This is a genomic window from uncultured Adlercreutzia sp. (assembly GCA_910585575.1).
Classification (GTDB): Bacteria; Actinomycetota; Coriobacteriia; order Coriobacteriales; family Eggerthellaceae; genus Adlercreutzia.
The window spans coordinates 32,336-55,446 of record CAJUFS010000010.1; the positions used below are offsets into that span (position 1 = coordinate 32,336).

General features: G+C 63.1%; 19 protein-coding genes, 1 tRNA gene and 1 pseudogene. 2 read left to right on the forward strand and 19 right to left on the reverse strand.

All coding sequences use genetic code 11. The features are described from left to right. Window positions 1-84: 84 nt before the first annotated feature. The 11 genes from QZ307_RS02240 to QZ307_RS02290 all read right to left on the reverse strand — a co-directional run bounded on the left by QZ307_RS02240 (window position 85) and on the right by QZ307_RS02290 (window position 13,101). Complete coding sequence (locus QZ307_RS02240) at window positions 85-792, reverse strand: heme exporter protein CcmB (RefSeq protein ID WP_295995196.1); 708 nt, start codon at window positions 790-792, stop codon at window positions 85-87. Further along, a complete protein-coding gene (locus QZ307_RS02245; protein WP_295995197.1) occupies window positions 793-1,506 on the reverse strand; it encodes an ABC transporter ATP-binding protein in 714 nt (237 codons plus the stop codon). Further along, on the reverse strand, window positions 1,503-3,794 hold the full coding sequence (gene ccsA / locus QZ307_RS02250; protein WP_295995201.1) for a cytochrome c biogenesis protein CcsA: 2,292 nt from the start codon (window positions 3,792-3,794) through the stop codon (window positions 1,503-1,505). Before ccsA ends, QZ307_RS02245 begins: the two co-directional genes overlap by 4 nt. A gap of 15 nt (window positions 3,795-3,809) precedes the next feature. Then, a complete protein-coding gene (locus QZ307_RS02255; RefSeq protein WP_295995205.1) occupies window positions 3,810-4,475 on the reverse strand; it encodes a cytochrome c maturation protein CcmE in 666 nt (221 codons plus the stop codon). A gap of 454 nt (window positions 4,476-4,929) precedes the next feature. Then, window positions 4,930-5,943, reverse strand: coding sequence for a CapA family protein (locus QZ307_RS02260; RefSeq protein ID WP_295995208.1), 1,014 nt, complete (start codon window positions 5,941-5,943; stop codon window positions 4,930-4,932). A 247-nt stretch (window positions 5,944-6,190) separates the two neighbouring features. Then, window positions 6,191-7,459, reverse strand: a complete 1,269-nt coding sequence (locus QZ307_RS02265; protein ID WP_295995211.1) for an ammonia-forming cytochrome c nitrite reductase subunit c552 — start codon at window positions 7,457-7,459, stop codon at window positions 6,191-6,193. A gap of 563 nt (window positions 7,460-8,022) precedes the next feature. Next, entirely contained in the window at window positions 8,023-8,865 is an 843-nt protein-coding gene (locus QZ307_RS02270; RefSeq protein ID WP_295995215.1) for a NapH/MauN family ferredoxin-type protein, read from the reverse strand. A 249-nt stretch (window positions 8,866-9,114) separates the two neighbouring features. Next, window positions 9,115-9,387 carry a chaperone NapD gene (locus QZ307_RS02275; RefSeq protein ID WP_295995217.1) on the reverse strand — a complete coding sequence of 91 codons (273 nt, stop codon included), beginning with the start codon at window positions 9,385-9,387 and terminating at the stop codon, window positions 9,115-9,117. Between the two features lie 109 nt (window positions 9,388-9,496). Then, entirely contained in the window at window positions 9,497-9,829 is a 333-nt protein-coding gene (locus tag QZ307_RS02280; RefSeq protein WP_295995219.1) for a nitrate reductase cytochrome c-type subunit, read from the reverse strand. Window positions 9,830-9,839: 10 nt separating this feature from the next. After that, window positions 9,840-12,383 carry a molybdopterin-dependent oxidoreductase gene (locus QZ307_RS02285; RefSeq protein ID WP_295995222.1) on the reverse strand — a complete coding sequence of 848 codons (2,544 nt, stop codon included), beginning with the start codon at window positions 12,381-12,383 and terminating at the stop codon, window positions 9,840-9,842. A 61-nt stretch (window positions 12,384-12,444) separates the two neighbouring features. Continuing rightward, entirely contained in the window at window positions 12,445-13,101 is a 657-nt protein-coding gene (locus tag QZ307_RS02290; RefSeq protein WP_295995225.1) for a 4Fe-4S dicluster domain-containing protein, read from the reverse strand. Between the two features lie 285 nt (window positions 13,102-13,386). Between QZ307_RS02290 and QZ307_RS02295 the strand changes: the two genes are divergently transcribed. Further along, window positions 13,387-14,775, forward strand: coding sequence for a PLP-dependent aminotransferase family protein (locus QZ307_RS02295; protein WP_295995228.1), 1,389 nt, complete (start codon window positions 13,387-13,389; stop codon window positions 14,773-14,775). A 70-nt stretch (window positions 14,776-14,845) separates the two neighbouring features. Here the strand turns inward: QZ307_RS02295 and QZ307_RS02300 are convergent. Both QZ307_RS02300 and QZ307_RS02305 read right to left on the reverse strand, forming a co-directional pair. After that, window positions 14,846-14,921 (reverse strand) — tRNA-Ala (locus tag QZ307_RS02300). A gap of 68 nt (window positions 14,922-14,989) precedes the next feature. After that, a complete protein-coding gene (locus tag QZ307_RS02305; protein ID WP_295995231.1) occupies window positions 14,990-15,316 on the reverse strand; it encodes a Veg family protein in 327 nt (108 codons plus the stop codon). Window positions 15,317-15,603: 287 nt separating this feature from the next. Between QZ307_RS02305 and QZ307_RS02310 the strand changes: the two genes are divergently transcribed. Beyond that, the gene (locus QZ307_RS02310) at window positions 15,604-16,593 is read left to right on the forward strand and encodes a C-terminal binding protein (RefSeq protein ID WP_295995233.1); all 990 of its coding nucleotides are present in this window, start codon (window positions 15,604-15,606) and stop codon (window positions 16,591-16,593) included. Between the two features lie 271 nt (window positions 16,594-16,864). On the opposite strand, the gene QZ307_RS02315 is transcribed toward QZ307_RS02310, so the two are convergent. The 6 genes and pseudogenes from QZ307_RS02315 to QZ307_RS02340 all read right to left on the reverse strand — a co-directional run. Then, entirely contained in the window at window positions 16,865-18,064 is a 1,200-nt protein-coding gene (locus QZ307_RS02315; protein ID WP_295995235.1) for an NADP-dependent isocitrate dehydrogenase, read from the reverse strand. A 117-nt stretch (window positions 18,065-18,181) separates the two neighbouring features. Beyond that, a complete protein-coding gene (locus QZ307_RS02320; RefSeq protein WP_295995238.1) occupies window positions 18,182-19,735 on the reverse strand; it encodes a cellulase family glycosylhydrolase in 1,554 nt (517 codons plus the stop codon). 1 nt (window position 19,736) lies between these two features. Continuing rightward, complete coding sequence (gene rsmA / locus QZ307_RS02325; protein ID WP_295995241.1) at window positions 19,737-20,738, reverse strand: 16S rRNA (adenine(1518)-N(6)/adenine(1519)-N(6))-dimethyltransferase RsmA; 1,002 nt, start codon at window positions 20,736-20,738, stop codon at window positions 19,737-19,739. Then, window positions 20,722-21,801 carry a flavodoxin family protein gene (locus QZ307_RS02330; protein ID WP_295995244.1) on the reverse strand — a complete coding sequence of 360 codons (1,080 nt, stop codon included), beginning with the start codon at window positions 21,799-21,801 and terminating at the stop codon, window positions 20,722-20,724. The genes rsmA and QZ307_RS02330 overlap by 17 nt, the downstream gene beginning before the upstream one ends. Beyond that, window positions 21,794-22,780 carry a TatD family hydrolase gene (locus QZ307_RS02335; protein WP_295995247.1) on the reverse strand — a complete coding sequence of 329 codons (987 nt, stop codon included), beginning with the start codon at window positions 22,778-22,780 and terminating at the stop codon, window positions 21,794-21,796. The genes QZ307_RS02330 and QZ307_RS02335 overlap by 8 nt, the downstream gene beginning before the upstream one ends. An 8-nt stretch (window positions 22,781-22,788) precedes the next feature. Beyond that, window positions 22,789-23,111: pseudogene (locus QZ307_RS02340) on the reverse strand (methionine--tRNA ligase); the annotation flags it as partial.

A 23,111-nucleotide genomic window follows, 5' to 3' on the forward strand; every position in this document is an offset into this window, starting at 1 on the left:
AGGCCTCCTTTCCTCCAGCGCGCCCCTCGGGGCCGCTTGCCTCGCAACGCGCGTTGCCCGTCCCCACGGCCGACGCGCGTCGCGCTAGTTCACCACAAAGTCGTAGAGCACCCACGACGCAAGAATCATGATCACGTCATAGCCCGCTCCCAAAGCCAAGGACGTAAAGAAGCCCTCGGCGAACACCTCGCCGCCCACCAAGGCGCAGGTAGTGGCGGACACGCAGGCGTACAAAAGCGGGAAGATAATGGGCACAAACAGAAGCGCCAGCATGACGTCCTTGCCGCGGGTAGAGGCCGTCATGGTGGACAGCAACGTGCCGATGCCGGCAATGCCGATGCTGCCCAGCAGAAGCGGCACCACCAAAAGCCAGCCGGTTTCCGCTGGCGACGCGAAGCTGGAGAAGAACACCCAGTACAGCGGCACAGCGATCACTTCCACCAGGGCCAAGAAGATCAAGTTGGACGTGGCCTTGGACAAGAAGATGACACCTCGGTCGAGCGGCGCCAGCAGCAGACCCTCCAGGCAACCGTTCTCGGTTTCATGGGAGAACGAGCGATTGAGCCCTAGAAGCGAGGTGAATACCACGAGCGCCCACAGAAGACCGCCGGACACCTCGAGAAACTCCGCCCCGGGGCGGGCGAAGGAGAGCGCCACGCCGAAGACCACGATAACCAGGAAGGCGTAGATGCCCATGGACACGATCATGTCCTTGGTGCGGAACTCCGCCTTCAGGTCTTTCGCCAGCAGTGTCTTGTACTGCGCCCACGTGGAGGGAGGCTTGCAGGCCATTTACGCCACCCCCAATCCCACGGTCGAGCGATACAGCGTCCGGAACTCGTCGTCAGCCAAATCGCCCTTCTCGGCGAAGGCCACCACGCGGCCCTTCGCCAGCACCAGGACATGGCTGGCCAGGGCAAGTCCCTTGTCCAGATCATGGCTGACCATGACGAAGGTGCGGTTTTCGCGCACGCTTTCGATGAGCTCGTCGAAAATCTCGATGGCGTGGGGGTCGAGCCCCGAATACGGCTCATCGAGCAGGACGAGCGAGGGGTCGTTGATCAGGGCACGAGCAATGGAGGTGCGCTGGGTCATGCCTCGCGAAAACGTGCGCACGCGGTCCAAGCGGCGGTGCTTGAGCCCCACGGCGTCCAGCAACTCGATCACCCGCTTCTGAGGGTTTTCCACCCCGTAGAGCTTGGCGTAGAGCAGCAGGTTCTCCTCGGCCGTAAGGTCGGGGTAGAGCATGGGGTTGTGAGAGATGAGCCCGATGGACTCGCGCGCCCGATCCGGCTCTTCCTTCAGACTGATGCCGCGCACCTCGATGGTACCCTCCGTGGGACGCGACAGCGTGGCCAGCATACGCAGAAGCGTGGTCTTGCCCGCGCCGTTCGGGCCGAACACCGAGAGAAAGGCTCCCTCGGGCAGCGCGAACGACACGTCGTCGACGGCCTTGCGGCCGCCGAACGACTTCGTCAGATGATCGACTGTCAGGGCCGCCGTCACTGGGCGTCCTTGTCCTCAGCAGCAACCGGCACGGACTCCGCGACGGCCGCTTCCGCCACCGCGACCTCCCCAGTCGCCGCAGGCTCTGTCGTCACTTCGACAGTTTCAGCCTCGGCAACAACCACGTCCGCATCCTGGGCCTCAGCGGCCTGAAGAGCCACGGGCTCATCGGCCGGATCGGACTCCTTCCGACTGGCCCGCTTGGAGAACAGCGAGACGACCGAACCCACCATGAGCAGGCCGAAGCCCACCCACACGAAGCTGATCAGCGGGTTGACGCGCACGTCCATGGAGAAATCGCCCTCGTCGTTCACGCCGCGGTACACCACGAACAGGTCCTCCAAGGGGAACCCGATGACGGAGGCCTCCAGCTTCTGCTGCTGCGTGGTGCCCGTCACCTGGACCGACGGGTGCACCTGGCCCACGAACTGGCCATCTTTGTAGGCGTCGAAGGACACGGTGTAGCGCACATTGCCGTTGCCCAGGTCATCGATGGAGTTGCCCGTGTACTGCAGCTCAAAGTCCTGGATGGTGAAGGTTTCCGCGGCCGTGTCGGCCTCTTCGTCATAGGGGATGTAGCCGGTGACTTCGGTCACGTACATGGAGGAACCGATGAGGCCCACCAGGATGATGCCCATGGCCGCATGGCACACCGAGCCGCCGAACAGCGGGAAGCGCTTGCGCAGACCGCCCGCGGCGCGCACCTTGCGCAGCGCCCGCGCCGCCATAAACGCCGCGTTGAAGAACAGCAGGCTGGCCACCAGGAAGCCCACCACGGCCAAACCGTTGTAGTACAGCGGCGCGCCCTGCTCCAGCAGACCCTCGGCCGTGGCGCCGCCGGCATCGATCTGCGCCTGATAGCTGGACAGCAGATAGGTGACGAAGTAGATCATGAGAACGATGAACAGCAGCCCTGCGCACAGAGCGGGGATGCGGGCCAGACGCCAGAACGCCTTCTTCTCGGTGCGGCGCCAACCCAGAAGCGGGCAGATGGCCAGCACGGCCAGATACAGAATACCCAAGGGGCGCGCGATGGCGTTATAGGTGCCAGCCGACAGGGCCTGACCGCCGAAGGGCAGCCAGCTGGGTAGCGCCGAGGAAATGGTCATGTAGGCCAGCAGCACAGCGAACACCACCATGACCAGATTGTTCACGTAATAGGCCGCCTCTTTGGACATCAGGGAGTCGATGTCGTCATCGGCCGCGTTCTCAACGCCAAAGCTACCACGGCGCACCAGCAAGCCCACGATACCCGCCAAAAGCGACACAATGATCAGCGCCGCAAACAGCACGAGCGACACCGGGTCGCCCTCGAAGGCATGCACCGACTGCACCAGGCCCGAACGGGTGATGAAGGTGCCCAGCACCACGAACGAGAAGGTCAGACAGGCGCAGAACACGCTCCAGCGCTTGAAGGCCCCGCGCTGACGGTACACCGTGAAGGAATGAATAAGCGCCACGCCGATGAGCCACGGCAGCAGGCTGGCGTTCTCCACCGGGTCCCAGCCCCAATAGCCGCCCCAGCCCAGCACCACGTAGGCCCAAACAGCGCCCAGACCGATGCCGGCGCCCAGCAGCACCCACGAGAACATAAGGAAGCTTGTGGAGCGGTTGACCCACAGCGGCGAGTCGTCATTGACAATAAGGGCAGCCAGCGCGTAGGCGAAGGGAATGGTCAGGCCCGCGTAACCGATAAACAACGTGGGCGGATGGATGGCCATGGCCCAGTGCTCCAGCAGCGTGTTCATGCCCACCATTGAGGCCATGGCGTTCAGCGAGCCGTCGTCGGAGAAGTAGCGGCTGTCCGTCACCGTGAAGGGCATATTGCTCTCCGAGAACAGCAGCACGCCCACGAAGGCCAGCAGCACCACCTGGGCCACGGCCAGGGCGGCGTTGTCCAGCGGACGGGTGTCCTTGCGCGTGGCAAACACCAGCACCGAGTTGAATACGGCGATGAGCCACGCCCAGAACAGCAGCGAGCCCTCGCGACCGGCCCACAGGCCCGCCAGCTTGTAGAGCCACGCCAGGTCGCCCGTGGAGGACGAGCGGTTGTCGAGCACGTACTGGATGGTGTAGTCGCCTGAGAAGAAGCACCATACCAGTACGGCGCAGCACACCGTCAGCGCTACCGCGCCCAGCACCGTGGCCAGACGGGCGCCCCAGGCCCAGGTCTCGGAAGTTTCAAATGAGCGGCGCTTGTAGGTGATATGGGCAGCGCCCAGGCACACCAGGGAAACGGCGCAGCAAGCAAAGGCCACTAAAAGGCCCAGAAGTCCAATCATCGACATGGAAGGTCCTTTCGCTTAGCCCTCGAGGGCCACGTCCGTAGCGGCAAAGCTGCCGTCGTCGTTCAGGGAGCCCGTGAGCACCACGGTGGCACCGTCGGTCACCTCGTCAGAGAGCGCGCCGTCAAAGGCCACGGGGATTTCGCCCGCGCCGCTCTCGTCGACGATCACGAAGCGATCGCCCTCGCCCGCCGGCTTCAAGGTGCCGTCCTTCACGGTGCCGGCCACCTTGACCATCTTGCCGTACACGTCGGCGCCATAGCCCAGCAGCTGCTCGACCGTCAGGGCACTGTCGGCGTTCTCGTACTTGGAGGGGCACTTGGTAACCAGCTCGGAGCATTGCAACACGCCGGCGTCATCGATCTTTCCCGTGCAAATGGCCGTCACGTCGTTGCCGAACGTGGACGAGGCGGCTCCGTCGTAAACCACCTCAAGCTGGGTGGCCGGATCGCCCTCGGGGTCGTAGATCTTGAACGTCAGGGTGTCGCCGGCTGTGGAGAACGAATCCTGCACCACGTTGCCCGACACCTGGACCTTCTGTCCAGCCTGGGGATTCTCGGCAGCTTCAGCCACAGACAGGGTTTGCGCGGCGGTGTTGCCGCCCACGAAGGCGAGCACCAAAATCAGCACGATAATGATGACGCCCGAAACCGCAATCATGCGCTTCTTCATCTTCGCGTTCATGAAACTCCTTCTCGCTCGCGATTGAGCCGCCTCCCCTACGGCTTGAACACATCCTTCAAAGTATCGCCCATGATGCAAGCGCCCTGGAAGACAAATCGTCAAAACCAGCACTTTTGCGCAAAATCCCTCAGAACGCCGCAGTCTGCGATCATGGGGTCGAACTGCCTCATATCTTACGAAAGAAAGCGCGAAGCCACATCACCCTTTCAGGGTAGTTCTGCGGATCATCAACTTTTGCGGAGAACCAGAATGCCACAGATAGGACAACGGACAGTGAGACAGCCAACCGTCTGACTCGCCTCATCCAAGACGACCAACCGCCCAACTTGCCTCATTGGACCAGATTGAGACGGCCAACCGCCTGACTTGCCTCATCCAAGACAACCAATCGCCCGACCTTCTCCCCTACCTTATGAGACAGACCAAACGGTTGGCCGTCTCAGCGCGACCTTCGCTATTTGATCTTGCCCGTAGAGGTTACCTTGACGTGCATGCCGCGGCTGAGGCGATTCATCTTCGCGATGAGGGACTTCTTTGCCGAGCCTTTCAGCACCCGCGGCTGGAAATCGTTGGTGGAGCTTTTGCCCGACAGCGAACATGGAATGATCTTCGCGTTGTTCTTGCTGGTCAATTTGCCGTTTTTCACGGTGAACGTCTGCTGGAAAATCATAGTGTCCTTATCGGCGGGGTTCGTGTTGCCGCCGAAGCAGAAGTTACCCAGGCTGTACACGATGTAGCGGCCCTGGTACTTCTCGATACCCTGCAGCACATGAGGATGGTGGCCCAGCACCAGCGAGGCGCCGCAGTCGATGGCGTAGCGGCCCAGCTTCTTCTGGGTGGCATTGGGGTAGTAGTCGCGCTCGATGCCCCAATGGAAGCTGACGATGATAATGTCCGCCTTGGCTTTCTTTGCCTTCTTGATACCGTTTTTGACGTCCTTCTTCTTCACGCCATCCACTTCGTCGAAGCCCAAAAATGCCACCTTCACGCCCTTCACCTTCTTGTAGGCGATGGTGGATTTATAACTGAAGGGAATGCCGTTTTTCTTCAGCACCTTCTTCGTGTTATTCAAGGCGCCCTTGCCGAAATCCAAAGAGTGGTTGTTGGCCAGGTTCACCACTTCCACGGAGCCCTTCTTCAAGATGTTCACGTACTTGGCGGGACCGCGGAAGGTGAAGGCCTTGCTCGCGCGCTTGCCTCCCGAGGTGAGGGTGCCCTCGAAGTTCACAATGGTCAGGTCGTCCTTGGCAAAGACCGATTTCACCTTCTTGAGAAAATAGGCATCGCCATGGCGCTTGTAATACTGGTTGAACACGCTGTTGTAGCGAGAATCGACGCCCAGCGTACAATCGCCCGCCGCACTGATGGTGATGGACACGGGCTTTTGTGGCTGATCGGCCTTCGCCTCCGCCGCATAAGCCGTCGACGAAATGCCGATCGAAAGCACTAGGACCGCAGCCAGCGCCAAAAACGCCCCTTCGATCCGGCCCAGACCAAAGCGCGCCATTCCCTGAGAACCCCTGCGCATCAGAACCTCCTTCGTCATCTTCCCACCGGCCCATCATAGCACGCCCGAGACGGCTGGCCGTCTCATTGGTTGGACGTTTCGCTGCTCCGCAGTACAAGGCGCGCCCGGGAGTGCGGGGCGCGCCTTAGCTACGGGGCTAGAAGAGGAGGCCTGCGTTTCGGTGAGGCACCTTAGTGAGGCGCTGCGGCTACCAGGTCATGCCGAGGAGCGTGTAACCGGCCTTGAGCTCATCCTCACATTTGTCGAGGTTGTCCTGAGCCAGGCTGTGGTTGTGGGCGCCCTCGGAGTTCTCCACCATCACGAAATCCCAGTAGAACTGAGCGTGGCGATGGATCTGCTGGGCCTCGACCAACTTGTCGGCATCCAAGGTCTCGCGCTGCTTCGCCAGCTCTTTAATATAGGCGTCAATCTTCGCTGCCAGCTCGTGCTCGCGATCAGTGGTGGCTTTCTGCCACTCGACAATCTGACCGGGCAGATCGGCGTGGCATCCCTGGCACTTCTCCATGATCTCGGGGCTTTCCGTGGGATTGATCAAGTTGTGCGAGCTGAACTCGGTGCCATCCTCGGCCTGGGCCGGCGCCATATGGCAGTCGGCACAGCTGTAGCCCTGCTTCGCCATGGAGGACTGAGCGCCGCCGTAGACGGTCTCGAACTCAGGATGTTGGGCCTTCAACATAGGGGCACCCGTTTCGGTGTGCTCCCAGTCCTTGAAGTCCATGGCGTCGTAGTAGGCCAGTATGTTCTCCGCCGTCATACCCTCAAGGCCATCGTAGGGGTTGGACGTGGCCTTGGTTTCGGGAGCGAAGTAGTACTCGTTGTGGCACTGGCCACAGGTCTCGGCCTCGACGGGCACCTTGTCGGCGTCGGCTCCCAGGGCGTTGACGAAGTGCTTCTGGGTGACCACCACCTTGGACGGGTCGTTCTCGTGGCAGTTGTAGCAGCTGATGGGCTCGGTCATCTCCATCAGCACCTCGGCGAAGGGCTTCTGGTAGGCCGAATCGCCCTCGGAGTTCACCATGGCCGTGTACTGGGGCGTCTTGCAGGTAATGCAGTTGGCCAGGGTGTTCTCGTTAACGCGCGGGGTCTCGGCCACCGACTGCAGCGTGTAGGCGTGACTGGCCGCCTCGTCGTAGCCCTTGGCAAAGCCGTAGCCCGCGTACATGGTGACCAGCTCGGGATACTCGGTCAGATAGTCCATCTTGCCCTCGGGGCTGTTGGACTCGTTGGCCAGATAGGTCTCATATTGATTGGGGTAGATGTCCTTCCACGATTCCGCCAGCACCACGCCGAACTGATCGGCCTCGGGTATCTCTGCCGGGGCTTCAACCGCCGTGGCGCCACCCGACGACGAGGTAGCCGGCGCGGGGCTTCCGCCTGGCGCGCATGCAGCCAAACCAGCCACCAGGGCTATGGTGCCCAAGGCCGCCACCGCTGACTTCAGCTTTGACTTTCTCATGATGTCCCTCCTTGATCGCTTCGCACTGCGAACTTTTTTCATTCCCGGTGCAACCGCGATCCCTCACTATTCTGAGATGTTTTCGCACTTTCACCAGGAATAACGCTTATATGAAGATACTATGGAGGCAGACAAGAGCAAAGGGACACTCAGCGAGAAAAGCATAGGGACAGTGCCGCAGAAAATGACCAAGTGCCCCTTTGGGCGCTCGGCGGCCCGACAACAGAGGCGGCGACACGCTCGGTTCCCAAATCCATCAGGACGGTGACACGCCAGGTTCCCAAAGCTACCGAGGCGGCGACACGCCAGGTTCCCAAATCCACCAAAGCGGCGACATGCCAGGTTCCCCAATCCACCAAAGCGGCGACACGCCAGGTTCCCAAATCCGTCAGTTTGGTTCCCCTCTTTCTCTTTGGCCAAAAATGCGACCTGGGGTTTTATGCAGGCCGGGAAACCAAAGTGGCGCATTTTGACATGCAGAGGGGAACCAAACGGCGTGATTCTGGAACCTTGGGGGCGCCTCCTGCTGCAAGCAGCTGTAGGCTGGCGGAGGGCAAACCCATTTAACGCGGTCGGCGGCCGAGCTGGAAGCTCAGGGCCTTGGTGGGGCAGGCGTCCACGCAGGCGCCGCAGACCATGCAGTCGCCGGCGCGCACCAGGGGCTCATCGCCGTCCACCGCGGGCTCCAGGATGACCGGATCGGCCAGGCAGACTTCCTTGCACCGATCGCAGTGGATACAGGTCTCGTGGTCGATGGCCACGTTCACCTGGCCCGCACGGCCGATGGCCTGGTACACCCCGCCCAGCGGGCACAGCGAGCGGCACCAGATGCGTCGACTGAAGAACAGCTCGGCTGCCAGCACGGCCACCAGCGTGCCCGCACCGGCAATACCGCCGAACACGAGGCCCTTGTTCACCACCCCAATAGGCGAAACCGCCTCGAACACGGGGAAGCCCACCAGGGCCGACAGCACTACCACGCCCACGGCCACCACCATTTTCGTACGGCGCGGCACCGTGCGCTCGGGCACCGTTAGGCCCAATTTGCGGCGCAGCCAGTCGGCCCCCTCGCCCAGCAGGTTCACCGGGCACACCCAGCCGCAGAACGCCCGGCCGCTGATAAGCCCGTACACCACCAGCACCAGAAGCGCGCCTGCTAGGGCCGCAAGCTCCAGGCTATGGCTGGCCGCGAATACCTCCAGGGCAGCCAGCGGGTCGAACAGCGTGACACCGCCGACGCTCGAAGACGAGAGGCTGCCGAAGAACACCCCGTCGGCCGGGGTGGGCATCTGTTCATCGCCACCAGCGAAGAGGCCGAACACGCCCCACCCCGCTAAAAGCGGCGGCAGGCAAAACAGCACCAACATGGCCAGCTGCACAACCCGTCGGATGATGGTGACCTTCACTTTTTCTCTCCTCGCATTATGAATCCAAGTCAGCGAGGTTCCGACAGGTGCCTGCAATTGCCCCGCCTTTGGGCCAAGTTGGCTTTGGCCAACGCCGTGCCCAAAACACGCAACAATCCAGCGAATTGTTGCGCACTGCCTCTGCGCCCGAGAGGGCGCATTCCGAACAGCGAAGCTGGGCGGAATCGCAGGTGCCTGTCGGAACCGCAGCGTCGACGGGTCCGTTCGTCCCGTTAGGGCGAACGGAACTTATAGCGTCTCGTCTTCGAAGTTCACGTAGATGAGGTTCACGTTCAGCACGCCGGGGATTTCCACGAAGCGGCTGGCCATCTTGTGAGAGGCGCCCGTGGAGGGTGCCTCGACGGTCACGACAATCTTGTAGTCGTTGATCTCGTGCACTTCAACGCCCTCAAGGGCACCCAGGGCCTCGACTACGGCTTCAACAGCGTCAGGGACGGCCTCTACCACCAGCGAGGAAATGACTACTTTTTCGTCTTCCATGGTCTTCTCTTTCTCAAACATGACGGCCCGCTCCTGTGGGAGGGATGCAGGAGGCGGGCCGTCTCAGGCGTCTCATCGCCCGCTCGGAAGCGGACAGGCGAGGCGCACGGTAGGAAACCGTCGCAGGTGCCTACTCCCCTGCCACAGGATGGCAGGTCAGACACTCGGTGCGAGGTCCGTCGATTTCGCGGGTTTGCTTGTCGCCGTTCACGTAATGATCGTCGGGCAGCGGCGTGGCCTGGGGCAGGAACACCTCGGCGCTGTCGCTGGAGCCGTGGCAGCCGTAACAGCCGTTGGCCCCCAGACTCTCGAAGCGACCCTCGTGGCTGGCCGTCATGAGCGGCGGCTCGCCGGGCCCGTACACCACCTCGGCCTCGGCCGTAGGCTGGCTGCAACCGGCCAAGGCGCCCAGGCCTAGCACGCAGGCTACGGCCACCGCGGTCACGCAATTCGTCTTCTTCATGGCAGCCCTCCTAGATCTTCTCGATGGAAACGCAGGTCTTTTTGAAGTCCGGCTCCTTGGACAGCGGACAGTAGGTGTCCTGCACCACCAAGTTGATGAGCGTCTCTTCGGCGAAGAAGGGGGCGAACACCATGCCGCGGGGCGGACGGGTACGGCCGGCTGTGGATACCGTGATGTCGCAGGTGCCGAACCGCGAGGTAAGGCGCACGCGATCGCCGTCGGCCACGCCCAGTTCAGCGCAATCCTCGGGGTTCATGTCCAGCAGCGCCTCGGGCAACGCGCGGTTCAGCTCGGGGATACGGCGCGTCATAGAGCCGGTGTGCCAATGCTCCAGCAAGCGGCCGGTGCTGAACCAGAACGGGTACTCCTCGGAGGGCTCTTCCGCCGGCGGCTCGTAGGGACGGAACACCACCGAGGGCTTCTTGTCGGCGGACTTGTAGAAGCTCACACCGCCGGGCATGTCGTGGTCGCCGTACTGCTCGACGCCGTACTGGTCGAAACCGTCCTCCTGAGGGCCGTCGCAGAAGCGCCACAGGGTGGGCTTCCACTCGCCGTTCACCTCGCGCACCGGCCAGGTCAGGCCATGATTGTGGATGTACTCCTCGTAGGGGGCCAACTGCTTGGCCTCCATCTTCAGTTTGGCGCTCTCGTTGATGGCAGCAGCGCGCTCGTTCAGGCTGGGGTTCGAGAAAGTACGGTACTCTTCCCAGATGCTCTTGCAAGTCTCGCGCTGGTCGGCCTTGAAATCGGAGGCTGCCGCGTCGTACCACTGGCCGAACAGGTGCTCAAAGGCGTCCTGCCCGTCGATCTGCTCGCCTTCCAGGGTGCGCTTGGCAATCTCCATCATGGCCCACAGGTCCCACTTGGCCTCGCCCGGCGGGTCGATGGCCTTCTCGAACACGGCCGTGCGACGCTCGCCGTTGCCGAAGGCGCCCTCGCGCTCCACCCACATGGCCGCGGGCAGCACCACGTCGGCGTACTGGGTGGACAGCGTGGGATACACCTCGGACACGCAGATGAAGGCGTCGTTGATGCCCTTCAGCTCGCCCTTGCCCAAAAAACGGGTAAGGTTCGGCATGGACACGGCCCAGTTGTTGTGGGCGCTCCACAGAAAGTCGATGTTGCCCTTGGAAAGCTCGCGGAATATCTTCACCGTGTGGAAGCCGGGGGCCTCGATGGCGTCCAGATAGCCCTCGGGCAGGTTCCATACCGCCTCGGTGTAGCGGCGATGGTCGGGGTTCTTCACCACCAAGTCGGCGGGCAGACGGTGGCTGAAGGTGCCCACTTCGCGGGCGGTGCCGCAGGCCGTGGGCTGACCGGTCAGGCTGAAGGCGCCGTCGCCGGGCAAGGCGTAACGCCCGGTAAGCAGGTGGATGTTGTAGATGCAGTGGTTCATCCACGTGCCGCGGTTGTGCTGGTTCACGCCCATGGTCCACAGCGACAGCACCTTGCGGCCCTTGTCGGCGAACACCTCGGCCAGCTCTTGGATGTCCTCGGCGGGCACGCCGGAAATTTCGGAGGCGTACTGCAGCGTATAGGGCTCCAGGCGCTTGGCGAAGGCGGCGAAGTCGATGGGCTCCACGTTGTCGACGGCCTGGCCGATGTCGCTCTTATCGTAGCCGTCGTCGGTGGCGTTGCCGATGTTCTCGGTACCCTGCTTGAACTGCACGTGGGCCGCCACGAACTCCTTGTCGTACTTGTCGTTCTGGATGAGGTAGTTCGCGATGGCGTTGGCGATGGCAATGTCGGAGCCGGGGCGGAACGTGAGCACCTTGTCGGCCGAGGCCGAAGTGCGCGTGGTCATGGTGGTCACGTCGTAGTGGCGCACGTTCTCGTCGGCCAGCTTGCGGGCCGTCAGGCGCGAGTACAGCATGGGATGGGCCTCGGCCATATTGGCGCCCCAGGTGACGAAGGTGTCGGTCTCGTCGATGTCGGCGTAGCAACCGGCAGGCTCGTCGGTCTGGAACACGTTCATGAAGCCCACTACGGCGCTGGCCATGCACAGACGGGCATTGGGGTCGATGTTGTTGGAAAGCAGGCCCGCCTTCCAGAACTTCGCCTGGCAGTAGCCCTCGACGATGGGCTGCTGACCGGAGCCCCAGAACGCCAGACGACTCTTGTCGGCCTTCCAGGTGTCGCGCAGCTTCGACGCCACCAAGTCGAGCGCCTCGTCCCAAGTGGCCTCGCGCAGGCCCTCGGGAGTGCCCTTGGTGGCCTTGTCATCGCGGATAAGCGGGGTAGTCAGGCGATCCTCACCGTAGAGCGCGTTGGCCAGGTAGTAGCCCTTCACGCAGTTCAAACCGCGAGACGAGCCGTTCTCCGGGTCGCCCGTCACCGACACCACACGGCCGTCCTTCGACTCCACGATGACGCCGCAGCCGCAGCCGCAGAAGCGGCAGACGCCCACGGTACTCACCGTGTCGGCCGGCAGCGCCTCTTTCTTCGAGCCGCTGGTCGACGGCAGGCTCGAGCAGCTGGCCAGGGTGCCGGCCGCCGCGGCCGAGGCCAGCGCCACCGCCGTAGTTTTCACAAACAGACGTCGGGTCAGTTCCATTACGTCCTCCCTCCTTAAGGGCCCGCAGGCCCGGTTACCTAAGATGCACGGCCGAGCCGTGTTACGCCACGCCCTTTGCCAGCGTTACCGATGCGCCGCCGTTGCGCTGGGCCACGTACGCGGCCGCATCCGCGCCCGTGGGCACCACCACGATGGCCGGCGCTGGATCACTGACGGGGCAGCGCTGCTCGCACAGGCCGCACCCGGCGCAGGAATCGTTCACTACCTGGGGCGCAAATACCGCGTGGATGTCGTCCCCCTCGCGGGGGCGGTAGTCGATGACCATGGCCTCGTCGATAAGCGGGCAGGCGCGATAGCACACCTCGCAGCGCATGCCCTGGTAGGACAAGCAAGTATCCTCGTTGATGACCGCCACGCCCATGGCCGCCGCCGTACGCTCGGCCGGCGCCTCAAGGGCGCCCGTGGGGCAGGCAGCGGCGCAGGGGAAGTCCTCGCACAGGCGGCACGCCTGCAAACGAGCATTGACATACGGGGTGCTCGCCGCCGTGGCGGCTTCGAAGGGCGCAGCGTGGATAGCGCCGTAGGGACAGGCCTCCAAACAGCGGCCGCAGCGCACGCAGCACGCATCAAAGCGCGACGGCTCACCGGCTCCGGGGGGCCGCAGCAACGGCACGGGCGACGGCGTGGCCGCCCAAGCTGCCTGGGCCACCAGCACGCCCGCGGCGCATACTCCCGCTACTGCGCGAAGGATCGACACTGCCATCCCCCTCTCTGAATGAACAGACCCGCACCCCGCTTTGCGTTTCCGCGTGGTACAGCAAATCCGACTCCAGGCCGGAATCTCAGGGCGCAGCATACAATGGGGACGGTTTGCCCTTTAAGGGACAGTTCGCGCTTCTTTTTTGGGGACAGTTGCCCGTATGGGGACGGTTTTCTTCTATTTCATGGGGACGGTTGAAAAGATCAGTCCCTATCTTCGCGCGGAGCCACGCTCTTTGCTAAGCTAGTTGCTAAGAGATCCGTGGCGCAGAGAGGAGCGGCCGTGCATCTGGACGAAAGCTCTCCCCTCCCCTTCTATCAGCAGCTCTTCGATCAAATCCATGAGCGCATCGAAAGCGGGGACTATCCGACCGGCAGCAAGCTGCCCTCCATTCGCGGCCTGGCGGCCGACCTGGGATGCGCGCGCAACACGGTGGAAACGGCCTACCACCTGCTCACCCAAGAGGGCTACGTCGAGAGCCATCCGGGCTCCGGCTACATCGTGCAGAACGTCTCTTACTTGCAGCCAGACGCAAAGCAGATGGCGCAGGAGCCTGCCGGTCAAGGTGACGCACGGCCGCGCTACAACTTCACCCACGGCAATTTGGAGCCACGCACCTTCCCGGCAGCAGCCTGGCGCTCCCTGACCGACGACATCTTGCTGTCCATCGACAACGTGGGCTGCGACGCCTACAACCATCCGTTCGGCGAGGAGAAGCTCTGCGAGGCCATCGCCTGGCGCCTGAATACCCAGCGCGGCATTCAGTGCACCGCCGATCAGATCATTGTCCAAGGAGGCACGCAAACCAGCATCCAGAACCTGCTGACGCTGTTCGACAACACGCGCGATATCGTGGCCATGGAAGAGCCGGGCTACGACGGCGTGCGAGCCGTATTCGAGCGCTCGCACTTCCCCATTGTGCCCTGCCGCGTGCTGGACGGCGTTCAAACGTTTCTCAGCGACATAGAGCAGTCTGGCGCGCGCCTTCTGTACCTCACCCCCTCTAGCCAGTTTCCCACCTGCCAAGTTCTGCCTGTCGAGGCACGGGAACGCGTGCTTGCCTGGGCCGAGCGCAATGACGCGTATATTCTCGAGGACGATTACTGTCGCGACTTCCGCTATCGAGAGCGCTCGTTGCCTCCCTTGGCCTCCATGGACACCCACGGACGTGTCGTATACATGGGCACCTTCTCCAAATCGCTCTCGCCGGCCCTGCGCATCAACTATCTGGAGCTGCCCGAACCCCTGCTCGAGCGTTGGAAGAACCACTTCGCCAACTCCTATTCCCCTGTGCCCTGGCTCAACCAGCAGGTGCTGGCCCGCTTCATGGCCGACGGCTCATGGGATCGCCACGTGCGCCGGGTCCAGGCGAAGAACCGCCGCAAGTACGAGACGCTCACCCGCGTGTTACGCGAGACCATGGGCAACGAGGTGGACATTCTCGAGAACGGCACGGGGCTGCACCTGCTGGTGCGCGTGCGCGACGGCCGCTCCCAAAGTGAGCTTATCGAGGCAGCGCGCGCCGAAGACGTGCAGGTGTACGGCACCCAGAAGTACTGGGCCAACCCCGCTCATACCCCCGACAGCACGGTGCTGGTAGGATTCTCGGCCATTGCGGAAGAGGACATCGAGCCAGGCATCCGCGCCCTGGCGAAGGCCTGGTTCGGGTAGGCCGGGGCTCGAATCCCCGAGGCACCCCAAATACGAAAAGACCCCCTTTGCAGGAGGTCTTTAAATTTCGTGGTGGAGATGAAGGGATTCGAACCCTCGGCCCCCACGTTGCGAACGTGATGCTCTCCCAGCTGAGCTACATCCCCACGTTAGGTGCGCTTTTGGCGCAGGGCAATAGTTTGCCCGTTTCGGCGACGAATGTCAACCGAAAAAATTAGGAGACCACACGCTCTTCGACGGTGATGTCGATGAGCTCCATGGACTCGTCCACAAAGGGAGCGAACAGCGGCTCGCCGTTCTGAGACAGCTCGACCATGCCGGTCAGCACGTCGACGTACTGGTAGGACTGACGGGCCGTGCGACCACGCTTGCGATCCACCTCCATGATGAACAGCTGCGGATGCACCTGCGTGAGCACGCCCTCGCTTTCGACAATCTTCGAGCGACCCATATTGGCGCGAACCTTCAATCGTTGACCCACGAAATCGTGGAGGGTATCATGAATGCTATCGACAATCTTAGCTTGCTGAGCCAAATCCATGGACTATCTTCCTAACATGGTTTTCCGTACAAGTACAACTGCACATCTTACCACGCCTGTCAAGGGTCGCAAGTCTTTGGCGGCTGGGGGCGTACGACCCCATGCGAACGGTCGATTCGTGCACAACTTCTCCCTTTCTAACTTGATGCTGACTCTAACTACCGCGCACCCGCTTGCCGCACAAAAGTCGATGTAACAAGCCGGAAACGTTGTGTGCTACTCTGGGGCTCCAAGCAACCTATCGGTACAATTCTGCTCAACCTACGCGACCTCAGGAGGTGCTCGCCTTGGCAACCATCGTCATGACTGACAACGATTTCGGCGACTGCTCATTCGAAAAGCAGATGGTCGAGGAAGCGGGTATCGATTTCGTCGGCTATAGCGAACTGGCCGGCCGCGAGCCCGCCGAGCTGATCAAGCACTTGCAAAACGCCGACGGCGCTATCACCTCCTACGGATTTTACCGCGCTGAAGTGTTCGAAGCGCTCCCCCAGCTGAAGGTGGTCTCCAAGACGGGCACCGGCGTCGACAACATCGACGTAGCCGCCGCCACCGCCAACGGCACGGCCGTCTGCAACGTGCCGGCCTACGGCACCGAAGTGGTGTCCGACCACGCCATCGCGCTTACCTTGGCCGTGCTGCGCCGCATCAACGAGATCGACACCGACATGCGCCAGGGCATCTGGGACTTCCGTCGCCGCCGCCCCCTGGGCCAGGTGCACGGGCGCACCTTCGGCGTCGTGGGCTACGGCAATATCGGCCGCGCGGCGGCTCGCAAAGCCCGGGGCCTCGGGTTCAACGTCGTGGTCTGGGATCACAAGGGCACGCCGGGACGCTTCACTCCCGAGGACTTTCCCTACGTCAGCTTCGAGGACCTGCTGCGCACCGCCGATGTGGTCAGCTTCCACACAGCCCTGGTGCCGGCCACCCATCACTTGCTCAACGCTGACAACATCAAGCTCATGAAAGATGATGCCGTGGTGGTGAACACCTCCCGCGGCGCCGTCATTGACACCGATGCCGTGGCCGCCGCCCTGCAGAGCGGCAAGCTCTGGGGCGCGGGCATCGACGTCTTCGAGCACGAGCCCGTCTCCCCGGATGCCCCCATCTGCCAGGCGCCTCACACCGTGCTTACCAGCCACGCTGCCTACTGGTCCGAGGAATCGGCCGTCGAGCTGCGCACCCGCTGCACCCAAAACGCCATCGATGTCGTGCTCGGCCGCCAACCCGAAGCCTGCGTAAACCCCGAAGCCCTTCCCACTGCTTTGGCAAAGTAGCTCGCGAGGGCGGCGCACCCGTCGGCGGGGCTCTCTGAACACCATAAAAATGGGCGGTCGTAAGACCGCCCCAGTAAAGACATGAAGGAGCGCAGCGCACGAGCGAAGCGAGCAGCGGAGCGGGTGCCCAGACGATGGGCGCGCCGCCCTCGCGAGCGGGCGGCCCGGTAAGGCCCTCGCCGCTCGCTTCAAGCAAAAAAAGCGACCTCTCCATCCTAGGAAAGAGAGGTCGCTGCGTCATCCGATGGGGAATCCTATTTTCGATGTTTTCCTAGCTCAAACGCTGGGCAATGGCCTTGATGAAGTCGCCGGTGGAAAGGGTGGTGGGGTTTTCCAACGTGGTGATGCGAGCCAGGTCGCCCGTCATCTCGCCGGCCTCGATGGTGTCGAGAGTGGCCTGCTCCAGGCGATTCGCGAAATCCACCAGGTCGTCCAGACCGTCCAGCTCGCCGCGCTTGCGCAGGGCGCCGGTCCAGGCGAAGATGGTGGCCACGGAGTTCGTGGAGGTTTCCTTCCCCTCCAGGTGCTTGTAGTAGTGACGCTGCACGGTACCGTGGGCCGCCTCGTACTCGTAGACACCGGCGGGGCTCACCAGCACCGAGGTCATCATGGCCAGGGAGCCAAAGGCGCTCGACACCATGTCACTCATGACGTCGCCGTCGTAGTTCTTGCAGGCCCAGATGAAGCCGCCATCGGCCTTCATCACGCGAGCCACGGCGTCGTCGATGAGCGTGTAGAAGTACTCGATACCGGCCTCTTCGAAGCGGGCAGCGTACTGGTCGTCGTAGATCTCCTGGAAGATGTCCTTGAAGCGGTGGTCGTACTTCTTGGAGATGGTGTCCTTCGTGGCGAACCACAGGTCCTGCTTCTGGTCGAGGGCGTACTCGAAGCAGCTGGTGGCGAAGCTGGCAATGGAGGCATCCAGGTTGTGCATGCCCTGGGCCACGCCGGGGCCCTCGAACTGGAACACCAGCTCGCGCATTTCCGTGCCGTCCTCGCCGGTGTACACCAGCTCCACCTTGCCGGGGCCGGGCACGCGCATCTCGGTGTTCTTGTACACGTCGCCGTAGGCATGGCGGGCAATGGTGATGGGCTTGACCCAGTTGCGCACGCAGGGCTCGATGCCCTTCACGATAATGGGGGTGCGGAACACCGTGCCGTCGAGCATGGCGCGGATGGTGCCGTTGGGGCTCTTCCACATTTCCTTCAGGTCGTACTCGTCCATGCGGGCGGCGTTCGGCGTGATGGTGGCGCACTTCACGGCCACGCCCAGACGCTGGGTAGCCTCGGCCGACTCGATGGTGACCATATCGTCGGTAGCGTTGCGGTTTTCCAGCCCCAGGTCGTAGTACTCGGTCTTCAGATCGACGAAGGGGCAAATGAGCTCGTCTTTGATCATCTGCCAGATGATGCGGGTCATCTCGTCGCCGTCCATCTCCACCAACGGCGTGGTCATCTGAATCTTGCTCATGGGCACCTCTCCCTCGCAAACGCTGATTGTCGGCGTCCATGTTACCGCGACTCGCTCCGCACGCGCCCCTCAATCAGAGGGTTAACCAAAACGAAACGGGGGGCGGCAGAACACGTGCTACGACGGGTTCTCCACAACGGCTAAACTGGCCGGCCCCTGCACGATAAATCCCACATCGCCCACGGAGCCTCCGGTGGCCACCGCACCGTTGTAGGAGGCGTTGCTCAGGGTTACCACACTGCCCTGCACCGTCACTTCGCAGCCCCAACTGTCCGTTACGGTCACAGCGGCGCTGAAGGGGATCGTCAGCGACCAGCCATCGAGCGCGGCGCTGTAGTTATCGGCCGTCAGCTCGTACAGGAAGTTCGTCTTGCCCCCCTCTTGCCAGCTTTCCGAGAGCGCGGCCGTCCACTGCAGCGTATCGTCGGAAGCGAGCATAAAAGACGCCCCGGCCTCGTTGTCCTTCTTCGGGGCATCGGCAAGGCGTAAGGCCTCTTGGTCGAACCCCGGCGCCCGCAGCGTCTCCACAAGCCAACGGCCCTCTTTGCTGAGGTCATCGACTGTAAAGCCCGCCGTCTTCTTGGAGCTGGCCTTGATGAGTGCTGCAGCCTCCTTTTTGTTGGAGAGGTTCCAGCACACGTAGCTCACATTCAGCTCGTCCATCAGCTGCACCCAGGCATCGGCCGAGTCGTAGTCGATCTTTCCGTCGCCGGACGCCTCGCAAATGCCGAACTCGGTGACGAACACCGGCAGTCCCCCCTCGACAGCTTGCTTGAGCGTGTCGCGCAGCTCTTGCTGGTGGGTGGCCGCGTAGAAGTGCAGCGAGTACATGACGTTGTCGAAGTCGAGGGGATCGGCCGCTGCCGCGGCTAAGTCCTGGCTCCAATTCGGCGTGCCGGTGATGATAACGGCATCGGGATTGGCCGCCCGAATGACGGGAATGATCTCGTTGGCGTAGGTTTTCACGTTCGACCACGTGGTCTCCCCGTTGGGCTCGTTGCATATCTCGAAGAGCACGTTGTCCTGATCGGCAAAGCGCTCTGCCACGCGGCCCAGCACCGCCTTGGCGTCTTCGGCATTCCACCACGGGTTCTTGTCGCTGAGCGTGTGCCAGTCCACGATGACGTACAAATCGGCTGCGGTGGCGTACTCGATGCCCTTGACCAGCCGCTTTTCCAGCTTGTCCCGATCACCGCCCGTAGCATAGCCGCCCTCATCCGCGGGATAGAGCGCCAAGCGCACGACGTTGGCTCCCCAGTCGGTACGCAATTCCTGGAAGAGCTGCTCGTTCACAAACTCGGGGTACCAAGCCAGCCCGTGGGTCGACACGCCGCGCAGCTGAATGGGCCGGTTGGTCTGATCCATGAGCTGTGCGCCCTCCACATGAAGCGCGCCGGCTGTTGAGGGCCCGGGCACCGCGACGGCTGCTTCCTGACCATGGTCCGCCGGCTCCTCTTCGGTCGGCTCCTCGGCTTGACCATCGTCGCGATCGATCTGCGCCAACCCCGTTGGGGCGTTTTCAACCACAAGTCCGTTATCACCGCGAGGCGCATCGAGCGGCCCCACAGCGAAGACGAGGGCCAGCCCCACCACAAGCAGCACAACCAAGGCCGCAACGGCAATGCCCAGACGGGAGGATCTTCCCGCATTCGCGTGCTTACCCGCGCTCACCTTATCGCCCACCCTTTTCGCGCATTTCGCCGCAGGATGACGCGCTCACCTTCACAAGTGCGGCGCCCAGGGCGAGAAATTCCTGTTGATTGAGCGTTTCGCCGCGGCGCTTCGGATCGATGGCGGCCGCTTCGAACAACGCAGGAAGATCAACCGGCTCCTTGCGGCCGGCGAAGTAGGTTTTGCAAGAGTTCGCCAGCGTCTTGCGCCGGTTGGCGAAGGCGGCGTCGGCCATGGTGCAGGCGGCCGCCACCAGTTCGGGCGAGGCCGGTGCCCCGGCGGCGTCAAGCGGTACTGCCCGATCGAGCCGAATAACCGCCGAATCGACGCGCGGGGGCGGGAAGAAATTGCCCGGACCCACGGCGAAACGCCCGGCCGGCCGCGCATAGAGCCCCAGCTTCACCGTATAGGCGCCGTAGTTCTTCGTGCCCACCGTAGCCGCCATGCGGTCGGCTACCTCCTTTTGCACCATCACGGTGGCCGACTGCAAACCAGGAAACTGCTGGAAGTAGTCGAGCACCACGGTGGCGGCAACCGCATAGGGCAAGTTGGCCACGAGTTTGTTCGGCAGGACAGACGACGCGTCGTCGCCGTCGCCAAAGGTCATGGCAGCTGAAACGATATCGCTCTCGGCAACGTCCAGCGCATCCTTCTCGATAAGGGCGAACTTCTCGCGCCAGGGCCAGAGGGTGTCGGCCAACACCGCGGGCAAGTCGGGGTCGCGCTCGATGGACACCACGGACGCGGCATGCTTCAGCAGGGCAATGGTGAGGGTGCCAATGCCGGGCCCCACCTCGAGAATGCGGTCGGTCGGCTGCACGTCGGCCAAAGCGATGATCTTCTTCAGCACGTCATCGTTGACGAGGAAGTTCTGTCCCAAAGTGTATTTGGTGCCGATACCGTGGGCCTCCAGCACCGCGCGCGTGGCGCTCGGGGTGGACAGAGGCGACAGGCGTCCGTCGTCGGCAAACTCAACCGGCAAGGTGCTAGCGTCGTCCGCCACGGCCGTTGCCCTTCTTCTTCGTGTTCTTTCGGCCGTAGGCCGGGCCGTTGCTCTTGCCCGAAGGCTTGCGTGATGATGAGCGGCCGCCCTGCGAGGCGCCGTTTTTCCCAGCACCTCCGTTGCCGCCGGAACGCTTTCCTGCAGCGCCCTTGCCCTTCGAGGAGCCCCCCGAAGAGTTCGACTTCCCCGCGCCCTTCGGTGCGGCAGCAAGCGAAAGGGTCGCGCGCTCTTGCGAGGCACCGCTCGCGGCACCACCCGCTCCAGCAGCACCGGCGAGACCGCTGTCGGCAGGGGGCTCACCCGGCCACGAATCGGCCAGATCATCGGGCCAGTCGTCTTCGGCGCCTTCGGCGTCATCGTCTCCCGCAGGGCATGCGGCATCGTCGCCGTCCCACGCCGCGCTGCCTCCCTCGGCAGCGTGCCAGGCGTCGGCTTCGTCGTCCACCTCTTCCCAGGCCAGTTCGTATTCCTCGGCATCGGCCAGAATCTCGCCCGCGGCGTCGATCTTGCCCACCCAATCAAGCACGGTCTCGATGCGGAAGCCAGCCACGGAAAGCGCGGAGCGCAAGGTGCCGATCATGGGCTCGAAGCCATGGGGGTCGCCGCCCTCCCCCACCACGTGCACCACGGCGGGGCGCTTGGGATAGGTGCGCAGGTTCGTCCAGAAGTAGGGCTGCAGACGATCGAGCAGGGCTTTCAGCTGAGCCGGCACGCTGGCAAAATACACCGGCGCCACCACGATGAGCTCATCGGCGGCATCCAGGTGCTTGCGCACCTCGGCCATGTCGTCGTCGATAACGCAGTGATGGAATGGTGCCTCGCTGGCCACCACGGTTTCTACCGGAAGCAGCGGATCGCCTTCCTGGAACGTGAACAACGGTTCCTCGGAAACCGCGCGACAGGCATCGCAGCCCACGCACGGCTCCACGGGCGTGCTGGCCACCGAAACGATGGACACACCGTCTCCGGGGCATTCGTCGATGCAGGCGTTGAACAGTGCGTCGGCCAAAGCGGCACTGCGCCCCGCGGCGCGGGGGGAACCGGCAAGAATGACCCTATGCATGGGCGCCGTCCTCGTGGCTGCGCTGCCAAGCCGTCGGCTCGCGATCGAGCAGCCCCACGGCATTGGCGTACAGCTGCTCGAAGAACGCCGCACGCTCCTCGGGCGTTTCGGCGCCGCGCACCGTGGCCATAAGGTCGGCCGTCCAGACGGTATGAGCCGGCTCGCAGGCAATGCCGCGCAACGGCTCCGGCGTCATATAGGGGGCGTCGGTTTCGGTGAGCAGGCGGTCGAGGGGCACGATCTTGGCCGCCTCGCGCACTTCGTCGGCCTTCTTGAAGGTAAGCGGGCCGCCGAAGGCAATATAGCAGCCGGCATCCACCCAGCGGCGCAGCTCGGCCTCATCCAGGTTGTAGCAGTGCAGCAGCGTGCCCGCCTCGGGGAAGCCCTCCTCCTTGAGAATGGCAAAGCCGTCGTCGTGGGCCTCGCGCATATGCAGGCAAATGGGAAGGCCCGTCTCCTTCGCCAGGCGAATTTGAGCGCGGAAGACTTCCTGCTGCACTTCGCGCGGCGACAGATCGTAATGGTAGTCCAGGCCGATCTCGCCCAGGGCGCTCACGCGACGATCAGCCAAATGCGCGCGCAGAGCAGCCTCCAGCTCCGGCGTGTAGAGCTTGGCGTTGTGGGGGTGCACGCCGCAGGCAATGCGCACCCGCGGCACGGCCACTACCACCTCGTGCACGCCGCACTCGCAGTGGCCGGTAATGCGGCGTAGCGCACCCGTGGCCTCCATAAGCCACCCGGGCAGCGCCTGGAAGGGGCCGAAGCCGTCTTCCGAGGGATCGACGATGCACTCCACAAATCCGACGTTATGGGCGCCGGCACGGGCCAGGGCCAAAGCCGGGTCGCGCAACATCTGCACATGGGCATGGGTGTCGGCAATGGGGCCTTCCATAACCGGCGCCTCAATCTCGCGCCACACCCCGTGCTTGCGCCGCTGGCGGAACAGCGCGTCCTCGAAAATCGGTTCTTCTTCTAGCATGTCACTCCCTAAAGTTCCGGAAGATTGTCGACGTCCAGGCGCGGGAACAGGGGCTCGCCAATTTCCACAGCATTGCCGGCGGGCAGCTGGCCCCAGGTAGTGGCGGCCTCGATATCGGTTACCTCCGCGATGGAACCCAGCCCCAAGCGTCCGAACACATCGGCCGAGGTGTTCGGCATGAACGGCGCCATATACAGCGCGATGATGCGGATGGCCTCCAGGCAGTTGTACAGCACCGCGGCCAGCTCGTCGGCCTTCTCCGGATCTTTCGCCAGCGCCCACGGCGCGCTCTCCTCCACATACAGGTTCACGCGGCTGGCCAGCTTCTGCA

Coding starts and splice junctions, on each gene's coding strand:
- QZ307_RS02305 (WP_295995231.1), bottom strand. CDS start 15,316: ATGGATTTGGCTCAGCAAGCTAAGATTGTCGATAGCATTCATGATACC.
- QZ307_RS02335 (WP_295995247.1), bottom strand. CDS start 22,780: ATGCTAGAAGAAGAACCGATTTTCGAGGACGCGCTGTTCCGCCAGCGG.
- QZ307_RS02285 (WP_295995222.1), bottom strand. CDS start 12,383: ATGGAACTGACCCGACGTCTGTTTGTGAAAACTACGGCGGTGGCGCTG.
- QZ307_RS02255 (WP_295995205.1), bottom strand. CDS start 4,475: ATGAACGCGAAGATGAAGAAGCGCATGATTGCGGTTTCGGGCGTCATC.
- QZ307_RS02315 (WP_295995235.1), bottom strand. CDS start 18,064: ATGAGCAAGATTCAGATGACCACGCCGTTGGTGGAGATGGACGGCGAC.
- QZ307_RS02240 (WP_295995196.1), bottom strand. CDS start 792: ATGGCCTGCAAGCCTCCCTCCACGTGGGCGCAGTACAAGACACTGCTG.
- QZ307_RS02330 (WP_295995244.1), bottom strand. CDS start 21,801: ATGCATAGGGTCATTCTTGCCGGTTCCCCCCGCGCCGCGGGGCGCAGT.
- QZ307_RS02275 (WP_295995217.1), bottom strand. CDS start 9,387: ATGTTTGAGAAAGAGAAGACCATGGAAGACGAAAAAGTAGTCATTTCC.
- ccsA (WP_295995201.1), bottom strand. CDS start 3,794: ATGTCGATGATTGGACTTCTGGGCCTTTTAGTGGCCTTTGCTTGCTGC.
- QZ307_RS02265 (WP_295995211.1), bottom strand. CDS start 7,459: ATGAGAAAGTCAAAGCTGAAGTCAGCGGTGGCGGCCTTGGGCACCATA.
- QZ307_RS02280 (WP_295995219.1), bottom strand. CDS start 9,829: ATGAAGAAGACGAATTGCGTGACCGCGGTGGCCGTAGCCTGCGTGCTA.